Genomic DNA, 21,664 nt, shown 5'->3' on the forward strand with positions numbered 1-21,664 from the left:
AAACAATCTGTGTGAACACTTGCAGGCTCTTCGTAAGGAGGTGATCCAACCGCAGGTTCCCCTACGGTTACCTTGTTACGACTTCACCCCAGTCATGAATCACACCGTGGTAAACGCCCCCCTCGCGGTTAAGCTATCTACTTCTGGTGCAACCCACTCCCATGGTGTGACGGGCGGTGTGTACAAGGCCCGGGAACGTATTCACCGTAGCATTCTGATCTACGATTACTAGCGATTCCGACTTCATGGAGTCGAGTTGCAGACTCCAATCCGGACTTAGACGTACTTTATGAGGTCCGCTCACCATCGCTGGCTCGCTTCTCTTTGTATACGCCATTGTAGCACGTGTGTAGCCCTGGTCGTAAGGGCCATGATGACTTGACGTCGTCCCTGCCTTCCTCCACTTTATCAATGGCAGTCTCCTTTGAGTTCCCGGCCTGACCGCTGGCAACAAAGGATAAGGGTTGCGCTCGTTGCGGGACTTAACCCAACATTTCACAACACGAGCTGACGACAGCCATGCAGCACCTGTCTCACAGTTCCCGAAGGCACTCTCGCATCTCTGCAAGATTCTGTGGATGTCAAGACCAGGTAAGGTTCTTCGCGTTGCATCGAATTAAACCACATGCTCCACCGCTTGTGCGGGCCCCCGTCAATTCATTTGAGTTTTAACCTTGCGGCCGTACTCCCCAGGCGGTCGATTTAACGCGTTAGCTCCGGAACCCACAGCTCAAGACCGCAAATTCCAAATCGACATCGTTTACAGCGTGGACTACCAGGGTATCTAATCCTGTTTGCTCCCCACGCTTTCGCATCTCAGCGTCAGTATCTGTCCAGAAGGCCGCCTTCGCCACCGGTATTCCTCCACATCTCTACGCATTTCACCGCTACACGTGGAATTCTACCTTCCTCTACAATACTCCAGACGACCAGTTTTAAATGCAATTCCCAGGTTGAGCCCGGGGCTTTCACACCTAACTTAATCATCCGCCTACATGCCCTTTACGCCCAGTCATTCCGATTAACGCTCGCACCCTCCGTATTACCGCGGCTGCTGGCACGGAGTTAGCCGGTGCTTCTTCTGTAATTAACGTCAATTGATGTACCTATTAGATACATCACCTTCCTCATCACCGAAAGTACTTTACAACCCGAAGGCCTTCTTCATACACGCGGCATGGCTGCATCAGGGTTCCCCCCATTGTGCAATATTCCCCACTGCTGCCTCCCGTAGGAGTCTGGACCGTGTCTCAGTTCCAGTGTGGCTGGCCATCCTCTCAGACCAGCTAGAGATCGTCGCCTAGGTGAGCCTTTACCCCACCTACTAGCTAATCCCATATGGGTTCATCAAATGGCGCATGGCCCGAAAGTCCCATGCTTTGGTCTCGCGACATTATACGGTATTAGCAGTCGTTTCCAACTGTTGTCCCCTTCCATTCGGCAGATCCCCATACTTTACTCACCCGTCCGCCACTCGTCATCAAGTGCAAGCACTCATGTTACCGTTCGACTTGCATGTGTTAAGCCTGCCGCCAGCGTTCAATCTGAGCCATGATCAAACTCTTCAATTTAAAGTTTGATGCTCAATAACTGTTTCTGACATATTCAAATGAATCTTCAGTGTCACTTATCAAGACTTGATTCTTTTAAGTCCTTAGACTTTAATTCTTTCGTCCTGCAAGTGCCCACACAGATTGTCTGTTCTATTTTTTAAAGAGCTGACAGCTTTGCTGTCTCAAGGGCTGCGTATGTTACGCTTTCCTTTTTCATTAGTCAAGAACTTTTTTCAAATTCCTCAACTTTTTAACTTCCAACTTCTCAACTTTCGTCTCGTTGTCGTTCAATGGAGGTGCATTATAGGCACTCTAATTTATTTCGCAAGCTTTATTTTCAAAATTAGCACTCAACCGATTCTTATTTAATCAGACAAAATTCCAGAGAAAAATAAATTAAATAAAATCAATTAGTTAAAAACAATGATTTTTAGTTATTTTTTATTACTGTTATTTGTCATGAATTGTATAAATTGCTCGGCATAACTATTGACTCGATTCCAGTCTGTATATTCTATCATAGGCTTACTTGTATCCGTTTCACCTTTACCTAACCACATAATAAAACGAATCATGTAGCGATCAAATAAATTGTAACGTGGATAATATAGTGCACCAGCAAATACAGCAGTTAGTTTTGGTTGCCAATCAATACTGTTTAAAAACTTACGCGTATATAAATTAGTTTGTGGTGTATTTTTATTTGCTTTACGAGCTACTAGGTTAACGCCAAAAAAAGCACTATACATAGTATTTAGCTGCTTTGCATGATTTTGAATAAATGTTTTTACTAACTGAGGATAATAACCATAACGTATAGATGTTCCAATAATGACTGCCTGGTAAGCATTAAGATCAATCATAGTGTGAGGTTCAAGCTTCATACAGTCACATTGGTACTGTTTTTCAAGCACTGCTTTGATATGCTGCATAATTTTTGCAGTTTGCCCTTCACGACTTGTATATAGCAATAAGACTTTCATCTTTCCTCTCGAATAATAATATTGTCATCGTTTTAAATAGATGTTGATGACTTTATTTAGCTACGCCAAAATGCGGGCATAAATAAAACTAATAAGGTGAAAATTTCTAAACGTCCAAATAGCATGTCAATCACCATGACCCATTTCGTCACATGACTTAATTCAGTAAAACTATCATTGACGCCCCCTAATCCAATACCTAAATTGTTAAGGGAAGAAGCCACAATATAAAATGCTTCCATCGATTCAATGTTATTTACAGCCATTATAATAAAGAAACTGGCGAAAAAGACAAAAGCATAAGCAGAGAAGAAACCCCATACTGATTCAATTATTCTTTCTGGTAATACTTTGTTATTTAATTTTAAACTGTAGATTGCATTTGGATGGATTAAGCGTTTTAATTCCCGATTGCCTTGCAAAAAAAGTAATAACATTCGTACAACTTTTAATCCTCCTCCTGTCGAACCAGCACATCCACCAATAAATGAGGCACATAGTAATATTACCGGTAAGACTGGTGGCCAAAAATTGATATCCGTTACCATAAAGCCTGTAGTTGTTGCTGTTGAAACGACTTGTAATACAATCTTGTCAAAACGGATATGTTGGTATTTTTCACCACTTAGATAAATAGTTAATGAACATATAATAATTAAGAAGAATAAAATACCAATAAATACCCTAAATTCTTGATCTCGCCAATAGGTTTTGATTAAGGGACCACGAAAAGCGATAAAGTGTAAACCAAAATTACACCCAGATAGAATCATAAAGAAAGTGACAATATAATTAATTTTAGGACTATCAAAGTAAGCGAGACTGTTATCATGGGTTGATATCCCCCCCATAGAAATCGTTGAGAAACTATGTGATACAGCATCAAAGGCATTCATTCCTGCAAGCCACAAACAGAGTGAGCATAATACCGTTAGTAAGATGTAGATAAACCACAACATTTTGGCAGTTTGAGCAATTCGTGGTTGCATCTTAGTATCTTTTTGTGGTCCTGGTATTTCAGCACGATAAAGTTGCATCCCCCCAACACCTAATAATGGGAGAATGGCCACGGCTAAAACAATAATCCCCATCCCACCAAGCCATTGTAATAATTGGCGATAAAATAATAATGCTTTAGGTAAGTTATCAACGCCCACAATGGTTGTGGCACCTGTTGTCGTTAAGCCAGAGAACGATTCAAAAAAAGCCGTGGTCAGATCGAGTTTAATATGACTATCAAAAATAAATGGAAAAGCACCGATTGTACCTAAAACCATCCAGAATAATACCACAATTAAAAAACCTTCTCGGGTATTTAATTCATTTCGATATTGACGATTAGGCAACCATAGTAAACAACCTAAAATCAGTGAGGCAAAAAATGAACGGACAAAAATAGCGCCGCCACCATCACGATAAATTAAAGCAACAATTGCTGGTATTAACATAAACACAGACAATAATGTCATTAGCATACCAACAATCCGAATGATTGAACGAAAATGCATAGTTTAACTCATCATATCCTTATGATTATTATATTTATTTGAAACCACGGTGTGCTTTAATAAGATCATAGGCTGCTTGAATCTCCTGTGCACGTTGTTTTGCCATCTCAAGCATCTCTTTTGGTAATCCTTTAGAGACCAATTTATCTGGATGGTGCTCATTCATCCGTTTACGATACGCGCGTTTAATCGTTGTGATATCGGCTGACGCGTCAACGCCTAGAACGCGATAAGCATCATCGATATTTGGCCCTTTAGTGTAAGGGTTGCCATAATGACCATGTTGTTGATATTGCTGTTGATGGCTTTGTTGATAATAACCATTTCCCCGCTGTTGGAATTGATGGCTGGCCATCATCATCTGAATATACATAGCCATTCTTGCTCGTGAAATATTCAGCTCTTCGGCCACAATATATAAAATTTCTTCTTCAGATGGATGTAAGTGCCCATCATTTAATGCCACTTGAATCAGCTGTTCACAAAATACATTAAGTAGTCGCCGTTGATTATGATAATGTTGATAAAAGAGTTTTAAACGTTGGCGTAATGGATAATCTTTCTGTTTACCTAAATTAAATGACTGCTGAGCTAAAATACGCGCATCACCCGTTAAACGTAGATTATCCATAAACTGGGTGGCCATTCTAATATCATTCTTAGTTACATTACCTTTTGCTTTACTTAAATGCCCTAGGACTTCAAAAGTAGTTGCTAAATAAAGCCTAGGATCAAGATCGCCGCCTAGTGGTGCTACCTTATCAAACCATTTATATAGTAATGTTCCAACAAAAAGACCTAGTACAAATCCTAGAAATCCCATTTTGAAGACGAACATAAAAATAACGCCACAGACAAAAGCCCAAAGACGACTCATAAACTTTTTAACCTCAATTACAACTCGTTAATTTTTACTTTATTTTACGAAGATATCTTATTTTCATCTACTTCGATTCGTTCGACACGTTGAATACCTCGCGGTAATAATGTACCACGTTGTCCTCGCTCTGCCATAAATTTTTCTAAATCAGTTGGAGTAAATCGTTGCTTACGTTTCCCAACCAATAAGGTAACCGTCGCCGTAGGTGATATCAACCGTAAATGAATAATATAATCTTCATGATTAGCAGCTTGAGCACTTTTGATGGCAATAATTTTATTCCCCTTACCTTTTGATAATACCGGTAATTCACTGACAGGGAAGATAAGCATTCTACCTGTTGCTGTAATTGATAGGACTCGTTGTTCATCGGATTGGATAATTAAAGGAGCCATTAATTTAGCGTTTTTAGACAAATTAATAACCGATTTACCATTACGATTACGCGCCATTAAATCACTAACTTGGCAAATAAAACCATAACCAGCATCACTTGCCATTAATAATCGTTGTTCATCATCAGCCATCAGCACTTGTTCAACTTGGGCGCCTGCTGGCAAAGATAATTTACCGGTGATCGGCTCACCCTGCCCGCGTGCTGAAGGTAACGTCGTCGGCTCAATAGCATAACTACGCCCTGTTGAATCAAGAAAAATGGCAGGTTGATTACTTTTACCCTTTGCGCCCACTTTAAAATTATCACCCGCTTTATAATTTAAGGTTGTTGGATCAATATCATGACCTTTAGCACAACGCACCCATCCCATTTCGGACAGCACCACTGTTATCGGTTCAGATGGAATAAGTGCTTGTTCGCTGATTGCTTTTGCCTCAGCACGTTGAATAATAGGTGAACGTCTTTCATCGCTATATTTTTCTGCATCGGCCAGTAACTCTTTTTTAATTAGCGTTGTCATTCGCTTTGGTGAATGTAAAATCGCCTCTAATTGCTGACGTTCTTTAGCTAAGTTGGATTGTTCTTGTTGAATTTTAAACGCTTCAAGTTTAGCTAAATGACGTAATTTTAATTCTAAAATTGCTTCAGCTTGAATTTCACTTAAATTGAAACGATGGATTAATTCAATTTTCGGTTGTTCTTCATCTCGAATAATGTCAATGATAGTATCAATATTTAAAAAGGCGATTAATAAGCCATCCAAGATATGCAATCGTTTTAATACTTTATCTAAACGATAAGATAGACGACGAGTGACAGTTTGGCGGCGAAAAGCAAGCCATTCAGATAAAATCGTCAATAATCCTTTTACTTTCGGTTTATTATCTAAACCAATCATATTCATGTTTACACGATAACTTTTTTCTAAGTCAGTAGTGGCAAATAAGTGAGACATCACTTGTTCTGCGTCAACACGATTCGATCTAGGGATCAGCACTAAACGGGTCGGATTTTCATGATCTGATTCATCCCGTAAATCATCAATCATTGGTAATTTCTTGGCTCGCATTTGCGCAGCAATTTGTTCTAGTACTTTTGCACCCGATGTTTGATGAGGTAAATCCGTTATGATGATTTCGTTGTCTTCTTTTTTCCATACTGCACGTAGACGAATCGAGCCGCGCCCTGTTTGATACATCTTAGCTATATCTGCTGGAGAGGTAACAATTTCTGCCGCGGTTGGATAATCCGGTCCTTTGATATGCTGCATCACAGCGTCTAAATCAGCGTTTGGATTATCTAGTAACATGACTGCGGCAGCCGCTACTTCACTAAGGTTATGAGGTGGAATATCGGTCGCCATCCCAACTGCAATACCAGTGGTACCATTAAGTAAAATATTAGGCAAGCGCGCAGGTAACATCTTCGGTTCTTGTAAGGTACCATCAAAATTTAACGTAAAATCGACTGTGCCTTGGCCTAATTCACTAAGCAGTAATTCTGAATATATTGATAGCCTAGACTCAGTATAGCGCATAGCAGCAAATGATTTAGGATCATCGGGTGCCCCCCAGTTACCTTGACCGTCGACTAAAGGATAACGATAAGAAAACGGTTGCGCCATTAATACCATAGCCTCATAACAAGCACTATCACCGTGTGGATGGTACTTACCCAAAACATCTCCAACCGTACGTGCGGATTTTTTAAATTTCGCTTGAGCATTAAGTCCGAGCTCTGACATGGCATAAACAATGCGTCTTTGTACCGGTTTTAATCCATCTCCTATAAATGGCAACGCTCTGTCCATAATGACATACATGGAGTAGTTTAAATAAGCATTTTCTGTAAATGTATGTAACGCGACTTTCTCTACACCATCATGAGTTATCTCACTCATTAAAAACCTCTTCATTTGTAATAATAAAATCAACCCACTCAGTTAATTTTATTATGAATATATTTTCTTTATTTTACTCTACTTGTGCCGTTACATCGTAATCGGATAGTTAGACATCTAACGCGACTTGATCACCTTTTTCTTGTAACCATTCTCGTCTATCTTCTGATCGTTTTTTGGCTAACAGCATATCCATTAAGCGTATGGTCTGTGCCTCATCGGCTAACGTTAACTGTACTAAACGGCGTGTATTCGGATCCATGGTTGTTTCGCGTAGCTGCATGGGATTCATCTCTCCTAATCCTTTAAACCGCTGAACATTTGGCTTACCTTTTTTACGTTTGAGTTGATCTAAAATCCCCATTTTTTCTTCTTCATCCAGTGCATAATAGACCTCTTTCCCTAAGTCAATACGATACAATGGTGGCATAGCGACATAAACATGCCCTTGTTCAACAACTTGACGGAAATGGCGGACAAACAACGCACAAAGTAACGTCGCAATATGCAATCCATCAGAATCAGCATCAGCCAAAATACAGATTTTGCCATAACGTAATGCTGATAAATCATGACTATCAGGATCAATGCCAATAGCAACAGAAATATCATGAATCTCTTGCGATCCCAATACTTCATCAGATGAGACTTCCCACGTATTAAGTATTTTTCCTTTTAATGGCATGATGGCTTGAAATTCACGGTCGCGAGCTTGTTTAGCCGAACCGCCAGCAGAATCACCTTCGACTAAAAATAATTCCGTACGCAGTAAATCTTGTGATGAGCAATCAGCTAACTTACCAGGCAATGCAGGACCACTGGTTAATTTTTTGCGGACCACTTTTTTGGCGGCTCGCAATCTTTTTTGTGCGCTATTAATGACTAACTCAGCGAGCATTTCCGCTATTTGTACATGCTGGTTCAACCATAAACTAAACGCGTCTTTGACAATACCGGCAACAAATGCGGCAGATTGTCGTGATGATAACCTTTCTTTGGTCTGACCAGCAAATTGGGGTTCTTGCATTTTTAATGACAGTACATAAGAACAATGTTCCCAAATGTCCTCAGCGGTTAATTTGATCCCGCGTGGCAATAGATGACGAAATTCGCAAAATTCACGCATAGCATCAATCAATCCTTGGCGTAAACCATTGACATGTGTTCCCCCTTGTATGGTTGGAATCAAATTAACGTAACTTTCTGTCAATAATTCACCCCCTTCTGGTAACCAAAGCAAGGCCCAATCAACGGCTTCATTTTCACCGGAATAACTGCCGACAAAAGGGGTTTCTGGTAATAATGTATAGCCCTTTACCGATTCCATTAAATAATCTGTCAACCCGTCTTCATAGTACCAACGCGTTTGGGTTTTGTTTACCCGATCATTAAATTTAATTTCAACGCCAGGACACAGTACCGCTTTAGCTTTTAATAAATAGCTTAAACGTGTAACCGAGAATTTAGCAGAATCAAAGAATCTAGCATCTGGCCAGAAACGAACCCGAGTCCCTGTATTACGTCGTCCACACGTGCCAGTTACATGTAAATCTTCGACCTTATCGCCGTGTTCAAACGCGATTTGATGTATCTGACCATTACGATTAACCGTGACTTCAACGCGTTTTGATAATGCATTAACAACAGAGATACCTACACCATGTAGCCCCCCTGAAAATTGATAATTTTTATTAGAAAATTTACCACCGGCGTGTAGACGACAAAGTAATAGCTCAATAGCGGGGACGCCTTCTACTGGGTGAATATCCACCGGCATACCACGACCATCATCGATAACTTCTAACGACTGATCTTCATATAGGGTCACTTGGATATGTTTAGCATGACCCGCTAATGCTTCATCCACACTATTATCGATAACTTCTTGTCCTAAATGATTGGGTCTACTGGTATCAGTGTACATACCAGGACGTCGACGAACGGGTTCAAGTCCATTTAATATTTCAATGTCCGTTGCGTTATAACTTGATTGTGTCATAAATTACTTATCTTTTAATGGTTATGGTTGTTATACAGCCCAAAATTGGAAAATAACAAAAACGTATATCGAATAGATATGTCTAAAAAGCAACAATAGAGAAAGCGCCAGAATCTACATTTATCTTATTTTATTTATACCACTTAGATTCAACTTATCGCCATTTATATTGTCTTAAACTATCATTATCATATCTGTATAAATAAACAGATAAATGTACTCAGATTTGTGATTCACCGCAAGTCTTTTATGTATAAAATTACGTTCTATTTGCTGGTTGTTCATGGTAATTAGCATCATTGCATTAATTAAAATCATCTTATAGATACTTGTGTTAATGGGTAAATATCATGGCTTACTATCATTATCATCTTTAATAATTATAAAGATAAAAATTTTATGATTTCTGGTAGATGTTTAACAAATCCAATGAAACTATGGCTACCTTGCGGTTCAATAGTTTGACGACATCCCATATAATAAGTTGTAGCAAGTTGATATGGCAGCACCTCATCGCCTTGCTGTGCTAACAGCCACAGTAAATTAGGTGAGACTAAATTAGGTAGTTGATACGTAGCAAACTCCATCAAATGCTGATGATTTAACTGAATCACTTCACCACTTCGCATTCTATATTCTCGCCCTAAATGCGGTTTTAAATAATCAGCGGGTTTTACTAAAGGATTTATGACTACCGCAGGCACACTATAATACTGTGAAAACCAAGTTGCATAAAATCCACCTAAAGAAGCACCAATGATACCTATCTTCTGCTGATGATGTTCTGCAAAGATTGGATCTAGTCGGGTAATCACTTGACTTGGATAATAAGGCAATTGAGGGATGAGCAAATTAACGTCTGGACGATAAGCCGTTATCCATCGTTGTAATTGACAAGCTTTATGTGATTCAGGTGAGCTATTAAAACCATGTAAATAGAGTAACGTTGACATTAGAGACCTTCCATAAAATAACGCTGATTGATCACATGCCACTTAGATTTTATAAAAAGTCAAATGAACGCAATCAATCTCCCCTATATAGGAAATCATAATAAGGTTGATTAGGTTAAAACCATTATTAGATACATGCTGTTTTGTGCAATCGATGATTGATAACACACTTATAGTATCACTGAGATCGTATATCGATTATTTAGATATAGACATAAAAAAAACCCAGCTAAATAACTGGGTTTTTCTTAAATCAAAACAAATTATTTGATTTTAGCTTCTTTATAAATAACGTGCTGACGAACCACTGGATCGTATTTTTTGATTTCCATTTTTTCAGGCATCGTTCTTTTATTTTTGCTAGTGGTATAAAAATGACCTGTACCAGCTGAAGAAACTAAACGAATTTTTTCACGTATACCTTTAGCCATGACTTAGTTCCTTAGAATTTTTCACCACGGGCACGAAGATCAGCTAATACTGCATCAATACCCTTTTTATCGATAGTACGCATACCTTTAGCTGATACACGTAATTTTACAAAACGTTTTTCACTCTCAACCCAAAAACGGTGAGTTTGAAGATTTGGTAGGAAACGACGTTTAGTTGCATTCATCGCGTGTGAACGATTGTTACCAACTAATGGACGTTTGCCTGTTACCTGGCATACTCGTGACATGTCAATAATTCTCCAAATATTTATGCTTAAGCCTTGGGCGTAATATGTTAATGGAACATTAACCTCGTCAGGCTTTAAGTTATTTCTGTTAGGCTTTTGCTGAGAAGATCTCACAGAACCAATCTAGAATAACCTCTCACACTACACCCTATAAAGGTAGCGCAGTATACGCTGTTATACAAAGTTTCTCAAGTGGTATTGACTATTTTTTAAAAATTACTCATAGTCATCTATCAATTATATAACCTGAATACAGATTTATTTTTGACTATTTGTTAGTATAATACTTCTTATTTAAAATGGGACCTTTTAACTATGTTACAGTGGTCAATGTCTTGGTGGACCAAGACCTACTATCATTTAATCAATATACCAGTAAGAATTTTTGTAAAAAGTAAAGCAATACCTACTGATCCTATTGCGGAATTAAATATTGATTTGAGCCAACCTATTTTATATGTGTTACCTTATAATTCGAAAATCGATTTAATGGTATTACGACAATTAACAAAAAAATTTAATTTACCTGATCCTTTAAAGGGTATTACTATCGATAATCATACTTACCCCGCTTTCGTTTTTATTGATAAAGGTCCAGGTATTTTTGCCTCAGCAAGGCAAGAACGCTATACTCAAACTATATTAAGCGATTATTTCATCGCTCATCAAAAACATCACTCGCTCAATATTCAGATGTTGCCTGTTTCTGTGATGTTTCACCGTAAACCTGATAAAGAAGGCAAAAAGAAATTATCGCTACAAGTATTAGGCTGTGCACATAAATTGGTTAGAATGGTATTTTCTGGCGGTAATTGTTATACGCAATTTTCCCATATTTTACCGTTTAGAAGCATAATCAATGATGAACAAAATATTCAAGTTTTAGCCCATAAAATGGCGCGTGTGGCTCGTATTCACTTTGCAAAATTGCGTACAGCGGCAGTAGGTCCAAAACTACCTAATCGTTCAGCAATGTTAAAAAAATTATTGAAATCGCAAGCCCTATCAGAGGCCATTACTGAAGAAGCAAAAAGTAAAGATATTTCCCTTGAAAAAGCCCAAAACAATGCGCTGGAGATGCTCAATGAAATTGCGGCTAATTTCACTTACTCAATGCTAAGAGTGACTGATTGGGTACTCACTTGGGCTTGGAATCGGCTCTATCAAGGATTACAAATACGTAATGCCGATCCTATCCGTGAATTGGCGCAAAAAGGGCATGAAATTGTCTATGCGCCTTGTCATCGTAGTCATATGGATTATTTACTGCTCTCCTATGTCCTTTACCGTCAAGGTTTAGTGCCACCACATATCGCAGCCGGAATTAATCTTAACTTTTGGCCAGCAGGACCTATTTTTCGTCGACTAGGCGCATTTTTTATACGCCGCTCATTTAGAGGCAATAAACTTTATACCGCAGTATTTCGGGAATATTTAGCGGAGCTCTTTATTCGGGGTTATTCGGTTGAGTATTTTATTGAGGGTGGACGTTCTCGTACTGGTCGATTATTAAATCCCAAAACCGGCATGTTAATGATGACAATTCAAACATTACTACGCGGCGATCCTAGACCAATAACTATCGTCCCAGTTTATATTGGTTATGAGCATGTACTAGAAGTAGCCACCTATGCGAACGAATTACGTGGGGCGGCAAAAAAACAAGAAAGTTTATGGCAAACCCTAAAAGCCTTTTGTAAGCTTAAAAAGTTAGGTTACGGTTATGTTAATTTTGGTGAGCCGATCCAACTGAATCAATTTCTCAGTCATCAGGTACCTGAATGGCGAGATTCAATCAATGCAACCGAACCACAAAGACCGAATTGGTTAACACCAACGACGAACGTGCTTGCAACCGAGTTAATGCAAAAAATAAATCGATCTGCGGTCGTTAATGCAATGAATTTATGTAGTACTATTTTATTAGATTCCTATCATCATGCCTTGACGAAAAAGGTATTATTGGAACAGATGAACTACACCTTAGCATTATTACGTGCTGTTCCTTATGACAAACAAATCTCTCTCCCTACCGAAGATGCAGAGCGCTTATTTGAACATGCTCGCCAAATGGGTAAATTTACCATCACTGTCGATGATGTTGGCGAAATGATTAGTTTAACCCAAGAACAAGCGGTATTAATGACCTATTATCGTAATAATATCCAACATCTATTTATCATTCCGTCGCTGATTGCTCGCATTATTGATAGGTATAATGTGATTGAACGTAATAAAGTCATTGCCTTTATTCACCAGATTTTCCCTATGATAAAGGCTGAACTTTTCCTTTACCACACAGAAGAAGAATTAGAATCTTATGTGAATCAATTAATTGATCAGCTAGTCACCTTGTCATTGATTAAAGAAGAAAATCAGACTTTAAGTGCCGTCATTGGTAAAACCGTAACCATCAAACTACTGGCAGCGAGCGCTGATGAAACACTGCAACGCTATGCAGTTGCTTTCTCACTATTACATAAAGATCCGACCATGAGTCGCGGAATGTTAGAAAAAGAAAGCCGACGCATTGCCGAACGCCTCTCCATACTTTATGGTATTAATGCGCCAGAATTTTTCGATAAAGGTGTGTTTGCGACCTTGACCAATACCTTAAAAGAGCAGGGTTATCTGAGCGACAACCCATCAGAGGTAGAAGCCAAAATAGCCGAAATGTGTGGAATTTTACAGCCACTGATTGCAAATGATGTTATGCAAACCATTTTAGAAATTGGTAACTAATTACCCATTTCGTATTATAAATGATTATTTTTGTTGATTGTTTCATCAAAGATAATCATTTATTACTATGCCAATAAAAATAATTAAACCAACATAATTATTATTCATAAAGGCGCTAAAACAGCGTTCAGGAACGCGATCTCGGATCAGATACTGTTGATAAACAAAAAGCCCACTAGCGATAACCAGTAATAACATATAAATATGACCTAACTGATTAAGCAAACCAATCATAAATAAAACAATAATTGTTATGATCTGTAATAAGCCAATAATCAACTTATCATAAACGCCAAATAAAATAGCGGTAGATTTAACACCAATTTTAAGATCATCTTCACGATCAACCATGGCATATTCCGTATCATAAGCAACTGTCCAACATAGATTAACCAAACAAAGTAGCCAACAAGTTACAGGAAATTCACCGATTGCTGAGGCATAAGCCATAGGAATCCCCCAGCTAAAGGCTATACCTAAAAATAACTGAGGTAAATGTGTATAACGTTTCATAAAAGGATAAATCATAGCTGAAGCTAAAGCAAAAAAGGCTAATAATAGTGTTAACCGATTGAGACATAACACTAACAAAAACGCCAATGTAATTAATATCACAAATAGACGCTTTGCCTGTTTTTCGCTAATGCGACGATTAGCTAAAGGGCGATCTTGAGTACGTGTCACCAAGCCATCAACCTTACGATCAGCAAAATCATTAATCACACATCCAGCCGATCGCATAACAAAAACACCTAATGTAAAAATGATCACTAAATATAAGGTAGGTTGACCAGTTAGCCATAAAGCCCACCAAGTTGGCCATAGCAGCAAAAAAGTCCCTATTGGTCGATCAAGGCGCATTAGTTGTATATAGGGTAGTAATCTCTGTCTCATATTGACTCACTTATTTTGTTTATTTTATCGCTTATTGCAATTTAGTCATTATGACTAAAATTATAGGCAAGTTAGGTGAGTATCAAAATAGTTATTAACAAAAATAGCAAATAAAATAATTAACAAAAAAGCATACAGACGAATAATTTTCGGCTAAAATCGACATATCTTTTCTCGCTAACTTTTGGAGATATAATGAAAATAGCTAAAGATGTAGTGGTCAGCCTGGCTTATCAGGTACGTACTAAGGATGGTGTCTTAGTGGATGAAGCGACAGTAACTGCACCGTTGGAATATTTACACGGACACAATGCCTTAATTCCAGGATTGGAAAAAGCACTTGATGATCACGTGGTCGGTGATAAATTTGATGTTGAAATTGCCTCTGCGGATGCTTATGGTGATTTTAATGATAATTTAGTCCAAAATGTACCGAAAGAGGTGTTTGTCGGGGTTGAAGATCTAGAAGTTGGCATGCGCTTTTTAGCCGATACTGAGCAAGGTCCAGTTCCAGTGGTTATTACGGCGGTTGATGGTGATACCGTCACCGTTGATGGTAACCATATGTTAGCTGGTCAAGATCTTAAATTTAATGTTGAAGTGGTTGCCTTACGCGAAGCCACTGAAGAAGAACTTGCTCATGGTCATATTCATGGAGCAAATAGCCATGATGGTTGTGGTTGCGGTGGTCATGACCACGATGAGGAACCAGAAACTGGTTGCTGTGGTGGTAACGGTGGTGGTTGTGGTTGTCACTAATCCGCTAATTCGTCACTAGACCAAATGATAAAAAGCCGCTGTAAAGGCGGTTTTTTATTTTTATCAATACGGCTTTACAACCATAGAGCAAAATTTTATTCATTTTAACCACATCACCCACGCTATTTAATTACCCGAATAATATAATCCTTAAATTAATCATTGATGATTAATTATTTCCCATAATAAAAATGATATAGCCAGCGTGAGCACTCCAAGCAAAGGCCAAACCATAAAACAGTAATTTAGCTCGTTTAGGGTAAATATTAAACGTATTCAATGTCTGCAATAATATAGGAAGCCCATACCAAATCGGTAAGACCATCATTGCCAGCATAAATATTTTAAATAGTGGGGTTGTTGATAAACGTAACAAATGGGTCAAGGTAGCCGCATCCGCAAAAGGGAGTAAAAAGCCAACAATAATCACTACAATAGGCGCCACAATTGCCGCCCATACCCCACCTAGTTGATATAAAAACGCCAATAATAAATCGATAATTACTTTAGGTTTAGTACGCATTATTTCTCCTATACTGAAAAACTAGCTAATAATTGCTTAGACAACACTAAGGTAAGTAGTAGCAGCATTAAAATAATGACGCCTACCATCACGTTATTATTGAACATCGATCGCCCTAGTTTTGCCATACGATAAAAGCAATAGATTGTATGTAATACAGCACTCAGCAATGTCATTGCATTAAAAGCGATGACTATAGGTTTACGTAAAAAATAGAAAAAGCGATAAAACTCATCAGTAGTAATACACACCATGCCATACATCAGTTGTAAACTGAACCAAAGCATAAATAGGGCGGTTGTCGCACGAATGATATCCGTACGATGTAACCATAATCTGTTACACATGGATAATTTACCTATAGGTTGGGTCGCAGCAATCGGCGAATTATTTAAATCTTTCATACATAGTACCAAAACGTAGTTTTTTATTCATTAGAAGCAAAATCCATTAGCATTTCAAATTACGTCGTTTATTAACTGAGTAACAAAGTATGTGTTTTATCACACTATTATTGATAGGTTTATGATTAATCATAGCTGTTTTGCCTTATATTAACTTTACATAAAATGCCGCCTAATCACTCTTATCTATCACAACGAGTAAATAGTCTGGTCAACAGACGTATTACACTAAATAATTAAGCTTGTGATTCGTCACCATTCACTGAATAATAGCTAACTTAATATTGGCTTATTCAAAACGAATACAATGCAAAATGATAAACACTATTATATCGGTATTATGTCAGGGACCAGTCTTGATGGGATTGATGTCGTCATTACGGATTATCAACCGCCGAATATGACATTACTCGCTAGCCAGTGCTACCCCATACCAGATGATCTAAAAACCGAGTTATTACAGATTTGTACGAATCAAACCGTTACCTTATCCCAATTGGGCGAAGTCGATCATCGTTTAGGTATACTATATGCAGATTGTGTCTTATCACTATTAAAACAAGTTAACCTTACGTCTGATCAGATTCGCGCTATTGGCTGTCATGGACAGACCATTTATCATGCCCCCAATGGCTGTTACCCTTTTACGTTACAAATAGGGGATGCCAATATTATCGCTGTTCGAACAGGTATTACAACTATAGCTGATTTTCGTCGTAAAGATATGGCATTAGGGGGACAAGGTGCACCATTGGTGCCAGCATTTCATCAGGCTATGTTTGCGAGCTCCGATCATAATCGCGTCATTCTAAATCTGGGTGGTATTGCTAATATTAGTGTCCTGTTCCCACAACAGCCTATCATTGGTTATGATACGGGGCCGGCAAATGTATTATTAGATAGCTGGATTAATTACCACCATCATCTTAATTATGATCATGATGCAACATGGGCAAAGCAGGGACAAAGTCATCCCGCTTTATTAGCACAGCTATTGGATGAACCCTATTTTAAACAACCTTATCCTAAAAGTACGGGGCGTGAACTATTTAATTTACAATGGCTGCAAAATAAACTACAAACGGTGACAATGGCGCCAGAAGATATTCAAGCAACATTGATTGATTTAACCGTCCATAGTATCGTTGAGCAACTACAGCACCTTACGCCTAACAACACGCTATCGTGTGAGTTACTGGTTTGTGGCGGTGGTGCTAAAAATCCATTAATCATGTCAACACTGATCGCCCAGCTTCCCGATTGGCACGTGGCGACCACGGACTGCTATGGTATTGATGTTGATTATGTTGAAGCCATGGCTTTTGCTTGGTTGGCCCATCAACGCCTATATGGATTACCCGCTAATCTACCCTCAGTAACAGGGGCAAATCACCCAGCGAGTCTAGGTGCAATTTACCCCGCTATTAGTGATAAGGAACAGTATAATGACCAATAATCGCTTATTAAATACGCTCGATCACCTTATATCAGAAGCGCGCAATCCAGCAAGCATTCAACTGGATACATTAGATGCTAGACAAATTCTTGAACTCATCAATAAAGAAGATCATCAGGTCGCCGCAGCGGTTGCCCAAGTCTTACCTGCGATTACGCAAACCGTCAATCACGTCGTCAATGCTTTCAACCAAGGCGGACGACTTATTTATATTGGTGCTGGAACCAGTGGCCGTTTAGGCGTATTAGATGCATCGGAATGCCCGCCAACGTTTGGGGTCTCGCCATCAATGGTAATAGGCATTATTGCAGGCGGACCATGTGCACTACAATCGGCGATTGAAGGCGCAGAAGATAATATACATGCGGGTGAAGAGGATCTCAAAACACACCATTTAACGGCAAAAGATATAGTCATCGGGATAGCGGCCAGCGGTCGTACCCCATATGTCATCGGTGGACTCAATTATGCTAAACATCTCGGCTGTGTCACAGTAGCACTATCTTGTAATCCTGATTCAACGATGGCCCAATTAGCCCAAATCGCTATTTCACCTAACGTGGGAGCTGAAGTACTCACTGGTTCTACACGCCTAAAATCGGGCACGGCTCAAAAGCTTATATTAAATATGATCAGTACTGCGAGTATGATCTTAATGGGTAAAACTTATCAAAATTTAATGGTTGATGTCAAAGCAACGAATAAAAAACTGATAGCCCGTGCGATTCGCATTGTTATGCAAGCCACAAGTTGTCGTGCCGAAGAAGCGGAGGCCGTCTTACAACAGACAAACTACGAGGTAAAACCAGCCATTCTTATGCAACTAACTGGGGTGGATTATACTACTGCGTGTAAATTATTAACCCAACAGCACGGATTTTTATATAAAACCCTCAATCAACAATAAAATTGTTGATGTGCCATAAGGAATATCCCTGCGCTTTTTTATTTAATGGCTCATTGATCTGTTTTAGTATAAGCGTTGAATAGACTTATGACTGTGGGTTTATACTATTTTAAGTCGATAAGATTAATATTATATTGCGTTACTATTCAATATAATATTAATCGCTTGCGTAAACTAAACGATTATCGACAAAACCAATTCAACTAAGTTCACTATAGAAATAACCTACTAGTAAAATAGAAACGCATAGTTAATATAATAATAAACCCATCACAGATTAGCTTGGTTGTGATTGATTGTTGTAGCAGATGGCTTTATCTAACTGATTTATATATAAAAAACATTTAGTTATACAACAAAATAATAAAAAAATCTGTTAAATTGAGTTGAAATTATGTTGGTCATCCCAATATAACCCAATAACTATCGTAAAAGAAGAGGTTTTGTAAGTGACTACAATTGTAAGTGTACGCCGTAATGGTGAAGTTGCTATCGGCGGCGATGGTCAAGTAACACTTGGCGAACGAATTATTATGAAAGGTAATGCTAAAAAGGTTCGTCGTTTATTTAACGGTAAAGTCATTGCCGGTTTTGCTGGGGGCACAGCAGATGCGATTACCCTGTTTGAACGTTTCGAACAAAAATTAGAATTACATCAGGGTCAATTAACAAAAGCAGCGGTAGAAATGGCCAAAGATTGGCGTACCGATCGTACTTTACATAAACTAGAGGCGTTATTAGCCGTGGCTGATCACACTGCATCATTGATTATTACAGGTAATGGGGATGTGATCCAACCCGAAGATGATTTAATCGCGATCGGTTCTGGTGGACCTTATGCGCAAGCAGCAGCACGGGCTCTACTCGAAAATACCACTATGTCAGCCAAAGAAATCGTACAAAAATCATTATCGATTGCAGGTGAAATTTGTGTTTACACCAACGGTAATCAATCTATTGAAGAATTAACTTATTAATTAGAGTGAATAATTATGTCAGAAATGACCCCTCGCGAAATTGTTAGCGAACTTAATCAACACATTATTGGGCAGGATAAAGCCAAACGCGCGGTTGCCATCGCATTACGTAATCGCTGGCGTCGTATGCAGCTTGATGAAGCATTACGTCATGAAGTGACACCAAAAAATATTTTAATGATTGGTCCAACCGGTGTCGGTAAAACTGAAATTGCGCGTCGTTTAGCTAAATTGGCTCACGCACCGTTTATCAAAGTAGAAGCGACTAAATTTACCGAAGTTGGCTATGTCGGAAAAGAAGTCGATTCTATTATTCGTGACTTAACCGATTCAGCGGTGAAGATGGTCCGCCAGGAATCAATGGAAAAAAATCGTTACCGAGCACAAGAGCTAGCCGAAGAGCGTATTTTAGATGCCCTAGTGCCACCACCAAAAGATGGCTGGGGGCAAGTTGAACACCAAGACTCTACCGCTCGCCAAACGTTTCGAAAAAAATTACGTGAAGGCACTTTAGATGATAAAGAGATCGAGATTGATGTAGCCAACGTGAATATCGGGGTCGAAATTATGGCGCCACCAGGGATGGAAGAGATGACTAACCAATTACAGTCGATGTTCCAAAATCTAGGTGGTCAAAAAAGCAAACCGAAGAAGATGAAAATCAAAGATGCTTATAAACATCTGATTGAAGAAGAAGCGGCAAAGCTGGTCAACCCAGAAGATTTAAAACAACAAGCTATTGATGCCGTGGAACAAAACGGTATCGTGTTTATCGATGAAATTGATAAAGTCTGTAAACGAGGTAACGTCTCAGGTCCAGATGTGTCACGCGAGGGAGTACAACGCGATTTGTTACCTTTAGTTGAAGGTACCACCGTCTCCACCAAGCATGGCGCAGTACGAACCGATCATATTTTATTTATTGCGTCTGGTGCGTTTCAGGTGGCAAGCCCATCAGATTTAATTCCAGAATTACAAGGTCGTCTACCTATCCGTGTTAATCTATCCGCCTTATCTGTGGAAGATTTTGAGCGTATTTTAACCGAGCCTAATGCTTCGCTCACACTACAATATCAAGCGTTAATGGCGACCGAAGGCGTCAATATCAACTTTACTCCAGATGGTATTCGCAAAATTGCTGAATCGGCATGGCAAGTCAATGAACAAAACGAAAATATTGGCGCCAGACGTTTGCACACGGTTTTAGAACGCTTAATGGAAGAGGTCTCCTTTGAGGCGAGTGAAATCAGTGGACAAACCATTACTATTGATGAAACTTATGTAAGCAATCATTTGGATAAACTGGTTGCTGATGAAGATCTCACTAAATATATTCTTTAATTCTGCTTTTCCGCCTAGCGAAGATAGTCGCTCGATTATCTTCGCTATTTTTTTACTATTGCTGATAAAGTGATTCCATATATTACATAAAAGTTTGTAAAAACTTATTTACATTAGTCCTTACAATTTGTAAGCTTATTATTAGCCAAACCTTAACCTATGTTTGTTAATCAATAAGAATAGTTAGTTAACTTTGGGTTAGACGTAGAAGTAATAAATCATCACCATCAGCGGATAGTAACGAACCATCGTCATCAAATAAAATGATCGCGCCTCACTTTGTTAGGTCGTATTTTCATACCTTAAAATTAATGGTTCATCACGCAGTTACCCTCCTGATGGTTAACCTACATGATGCCTATGGAGAATTTATGACTCAGTTTGTTATGGCCAATCCCAAAACGTGTATTGGTTGTCATGCCTGTGAAGTGGCCTGTGTAATAACGGCAAATCAGGGGAAACACCCAGAATTACGTGAACATTTTTTACCACGCATTACCGTTCATAAACAAGCGAAAAACTATACGGCGACCGCTTGTCGCCAATGTGAAAATGCCCCGTGTGCCAAAGTCTGTCCAACCACTGCACTCGAACAAAGACAAGAGCACGTTCATCTGGATAAATCACGCTGTATAGGTTGTAAAGCGTGTATTATTGCCTGTCCATTCGGTGCCATTCGAATGGTTGATGAATCAGTGCAAAGCGTAATTAACATTGAACAAACGCCATCCATCTTCAGTATGATCACGGCACATAAATGTGATTTATGCCAAGACCGCCGCGCAAGTCCAGCTTGTGTGGCGGCTTGT

The 21,664-nt window shown here is 39.0% G+C and carries 18 protein-coding genes and 1 rRNA gene; 7 read left to right on the forward strand and 12 right to left on the reverse strand.

The window, feature by feature from the left end; all coding sequences use genetic code 11:
• Positions 1 to 33: 33 nt before the first annotated feature.
• The 9 genes from O970_RS00015 to rpmB form a co-directional block, all read right to left on the reverse strand.
• A 16S ribosomal RNA gene (locus O970_RS00015) occupies positions 34 to 1,571 on the reverse strand.
• 416 nt (positions 1,572 to 1,987) lie between these two features.
• Positions 1,988 to 2,536, reverse strand: a complete 549-nt coding sequence (gene hemG, locus O970_RS00020; RefSeq protein ID WP_024495145.1) for a menaquinone-dependent protoporphyrinogen IX dehydrogenase — start codon at positions 2,534 to 2,536, stop codon at positions 1,988 to 1,990.
• A gap of 56 nt (positions 2,537 to 2,592) precedes the next feature.
• The gene (locus O970_RS00025; protein WP_024495146.1) at positions 2,593 to 4,044 is read right to left on the reverse strand and encodes a TrkH family potassium uptake protein; all 1,452 of its coding nucleotides are present in this window, start codon (positions 4,042 to 4,044) and stop codon (positions 2,593 to 2,595) included.
• A 34-nt stretch (positions 4,045 to 4,078) separates the two neighbouring features.
• The gene (gene djlA, locus O970_RS00030) at positions 4,079 to 4,921 is read right to left on the reverse strand and encodes a co-chaperone DjlA (protein WP_024495147.1); all 843 of its coding nucleotides are present in this window, start codon (positions 4,919 to 4,921) and stop codon (positions 4,079 to 4,081) included.
• Between the two features lie 44 nt (positions 4,922 to 4,965).
• The gene (parC, locus tag O970_RS00035) at positions 4,966 to 7,221 is read right to left on the reverse strand and encodes a DNA topoisomerase IV subunit A (RefSeq protein WP_024495148.1); all 2,256 of its coding nucleotides are present in this window, start codon (positions 7,219 to 7,221) and stop codon (positions 4,966 to 4,968) included.
• A 109-nt stretch (positions 7,222 to 7,330) separates the two neighbouring features.
• On the reverse strand, positions 7,331 to 9,220 hold the full coding sequence (parE, locus tag O970_RS00040; protein ID WP_024495149.1) for a DNA topoisomerase IV subunit B: 1,890 nt from the start codon (positions 9,218 to 9,220) through the stop codon (positions 7,331 to 7,333).
• 380 nt (positions 9,221 to 9,600) lie between these two features.
• Positions 9,601 to 10,173, reverse strand: a complete 573-nt coding sequence (locus tag O970_RS00045) for a YqiA/YcfP family alpha/beta fold hydrolase (RefSeq protein WP_024495150.1) — start codon at positions 10,171 to 10,173, stop codon at positions 9,601 to 9,603.
• 263 nt (positions 10,174 to 10,436) lie between these two features.
• Entirely contained in the window at positions 10,437 to 10,604 is a 168-nt protein-coding gene (gene rpmG, locus O970_RS00050; RefSeq protein ID WP_024495151.1) for a 50S ribosomal protein L33, read from the reverse strand.
• Between the two features lie 11 nt (positions 10,605 to 10,615).
• The gene (gene rpmB / locus O970_RS00055) at positions 10,616 to 10,852 is read right to left on the reverse strand and encodes a 50S ribosomal protein L28 (RefSeq protein WP_024495152.1); all 237 of its coding nucleotides are present in this window, start codon (positions 10,850 to 10,852) and stop codon (positions 10,616 to 10,618) included.
• A gap of 315 nt (positions 10,853 to 11,167) precedes the next feature.
• On the opposite strand from rpmB, the gene plsB reads away from it, so the two are divergent.
• Positions 11,168 to 13,594, forward strand: coding sequence for a glycerol-3-phosphate 1-O-acyltransferase PlsB (gene plsB / locus O970_RS00060; RefSeq protein WP_105291823.1), 2,427 nt, complete (start codon positions 11,168 to 11,170; stop codon positions 13,592 to 13,594).
• A 45-nt stretch (positions 13,595 to 13,639) separates the two neighbouring features.
• Here plsB and ubiA read toward each other — a convergent pair whose 3' ends face one another.
• The gene (ubiA, locus tag O970_RS00065) at positions 13,640 to 14,488 is read right to left on the reverse strand and encodes a 4-hydroxybenzoate octaprenyltransferase (RefSeq protein ID WP_024495154.1); all 849 of its coding nucleotides are present in this window, start codon (positions 14,486 to 14,488) and stop codon (positions 13,640 to 13,642) included.
• 195 nt (positions 14,489 to 14,683) lie between these two features.
• On the opposite strand from ubiA, the gene slyD reads away from it, so the two are divergent.
• Positions 14,684 to 15,247, forward strand: a complete 564-nt coding sequence (gene slyD, locus O970_RS00070) for a peptidylprolyl isomerase (RefSeq protein ID WP_024495155.1) — start codon at positions 14,684 to 14,686, stop codon at positions 15,245 to 15,247.
• A 169-nt stretch (positions 15,248 to 15,416) separates the two neighbouring features.
• Here the strand turns inward: slyD and O970_RS00075 are convergent, their stop codons facing one another.
• Entirely contained in the window at positions 15,417 to 15,770 is a 354-nt protein-coding gene (locus O970_RS00075; RefSeq protein WP_024495156.1) for a succinate dehydrogenase/fumarate reductase transmembrane subunit, read from the reverse strand.
• Positions 15,771 to 15,778: 8 nt separating this feature from the next.
• The gene (locus O970_RS00080) at positions 15,779 to 16,174 is read right to left on the reverse strand and encodes a succinate dehydrogenase/fumarate reductase transmembrane subunit (RefSeq protein ID WP_024495157.1); all 396 of its coding nucleotides are present in this window, start codon (positions 16,172 to 16,174) and stop codon (positions 15,779 to 15,781) included.
• A gap of 307 nt (positions 16,175 to 16,481) precedes the next feature.
• On the opposite strand from O970_RS00080, the gene O970_RS00085 reads away from it, so the two are divergent.
• The 5 genes from O970_RS00085 to O970_RS00105 form a co-directional block, all read left to right on the forward strand.
• On the forward strand, positions 16,482 to 17,630 hold the full coding sequence (locus O970_RS00085) for an anhydro-N-acetylmuramic acid kinase (RefSeq protein WP_024495158.1): 1,149 nt from the start codon (positions 16,482 to 16,484) through the stop codon (positions 17,628 to 17,630).
• Complete coding sequence (gene murQ / locus O970_RS00090) at positions 17,620 to 18,537, forward strand: N-acetylmuramic acid 6-phosphate etherase (RefSeq protein WP_024495159.1); 918 nt, start codon at positions 17,620 to 17,622, stop codon at positions 18,535 to 18,537. Before O970_RS00085 ends, murQ begins: the two co-directional genes overlap by 11 nt.
• Positions 18,538 to 18,986: 449 nt before the next feature.
• A complete protein-coding gene (gene hslV, locus O970_RS00095; RefSeq protein ID WP_024495160.1) occupies positions 18,987 to 19,514 on the forward strand; it encodes an ATP-dependent protease subunit HslV in 528 nt (175 codons plus the stop codon).
• 15 nt (positions 19,515 to 19,529) lie between these two features.
• Positions 19,530 to 20,855 (forward strand): HslU--HslV peptidase ATPase subunit, encoded by a 1,326-nt coding sequence (gene hslU / locus O970_RS00100; RefSeq protein ID WP_024495161.1) that lies wholly within the window; start codon positions 19,530 to 19,532, stop codon positions 20,853 to 20,855.
• 371 nt (positions 20,856 to 21,226) lie between these two features.
• The coding region (locus O970_RS00105; RefSeq protein WP_024495162.1) for a 4Fe-4S dicluster domain-containing protein at positions 21,227 to 21,664 on the forward strand (438 nt) is incomplete at its 3' end.

The sequence above is a fragment of the Candidatus Schmidhempelia bombi str. Bimp genome, from assembly GCF_000471645.3.
Lineage (GTDB): Bacteria > Pseudomonadota > Gammaproteobacteria > Enterobacterales > Orbaceae > Utexia > Utexia bombi.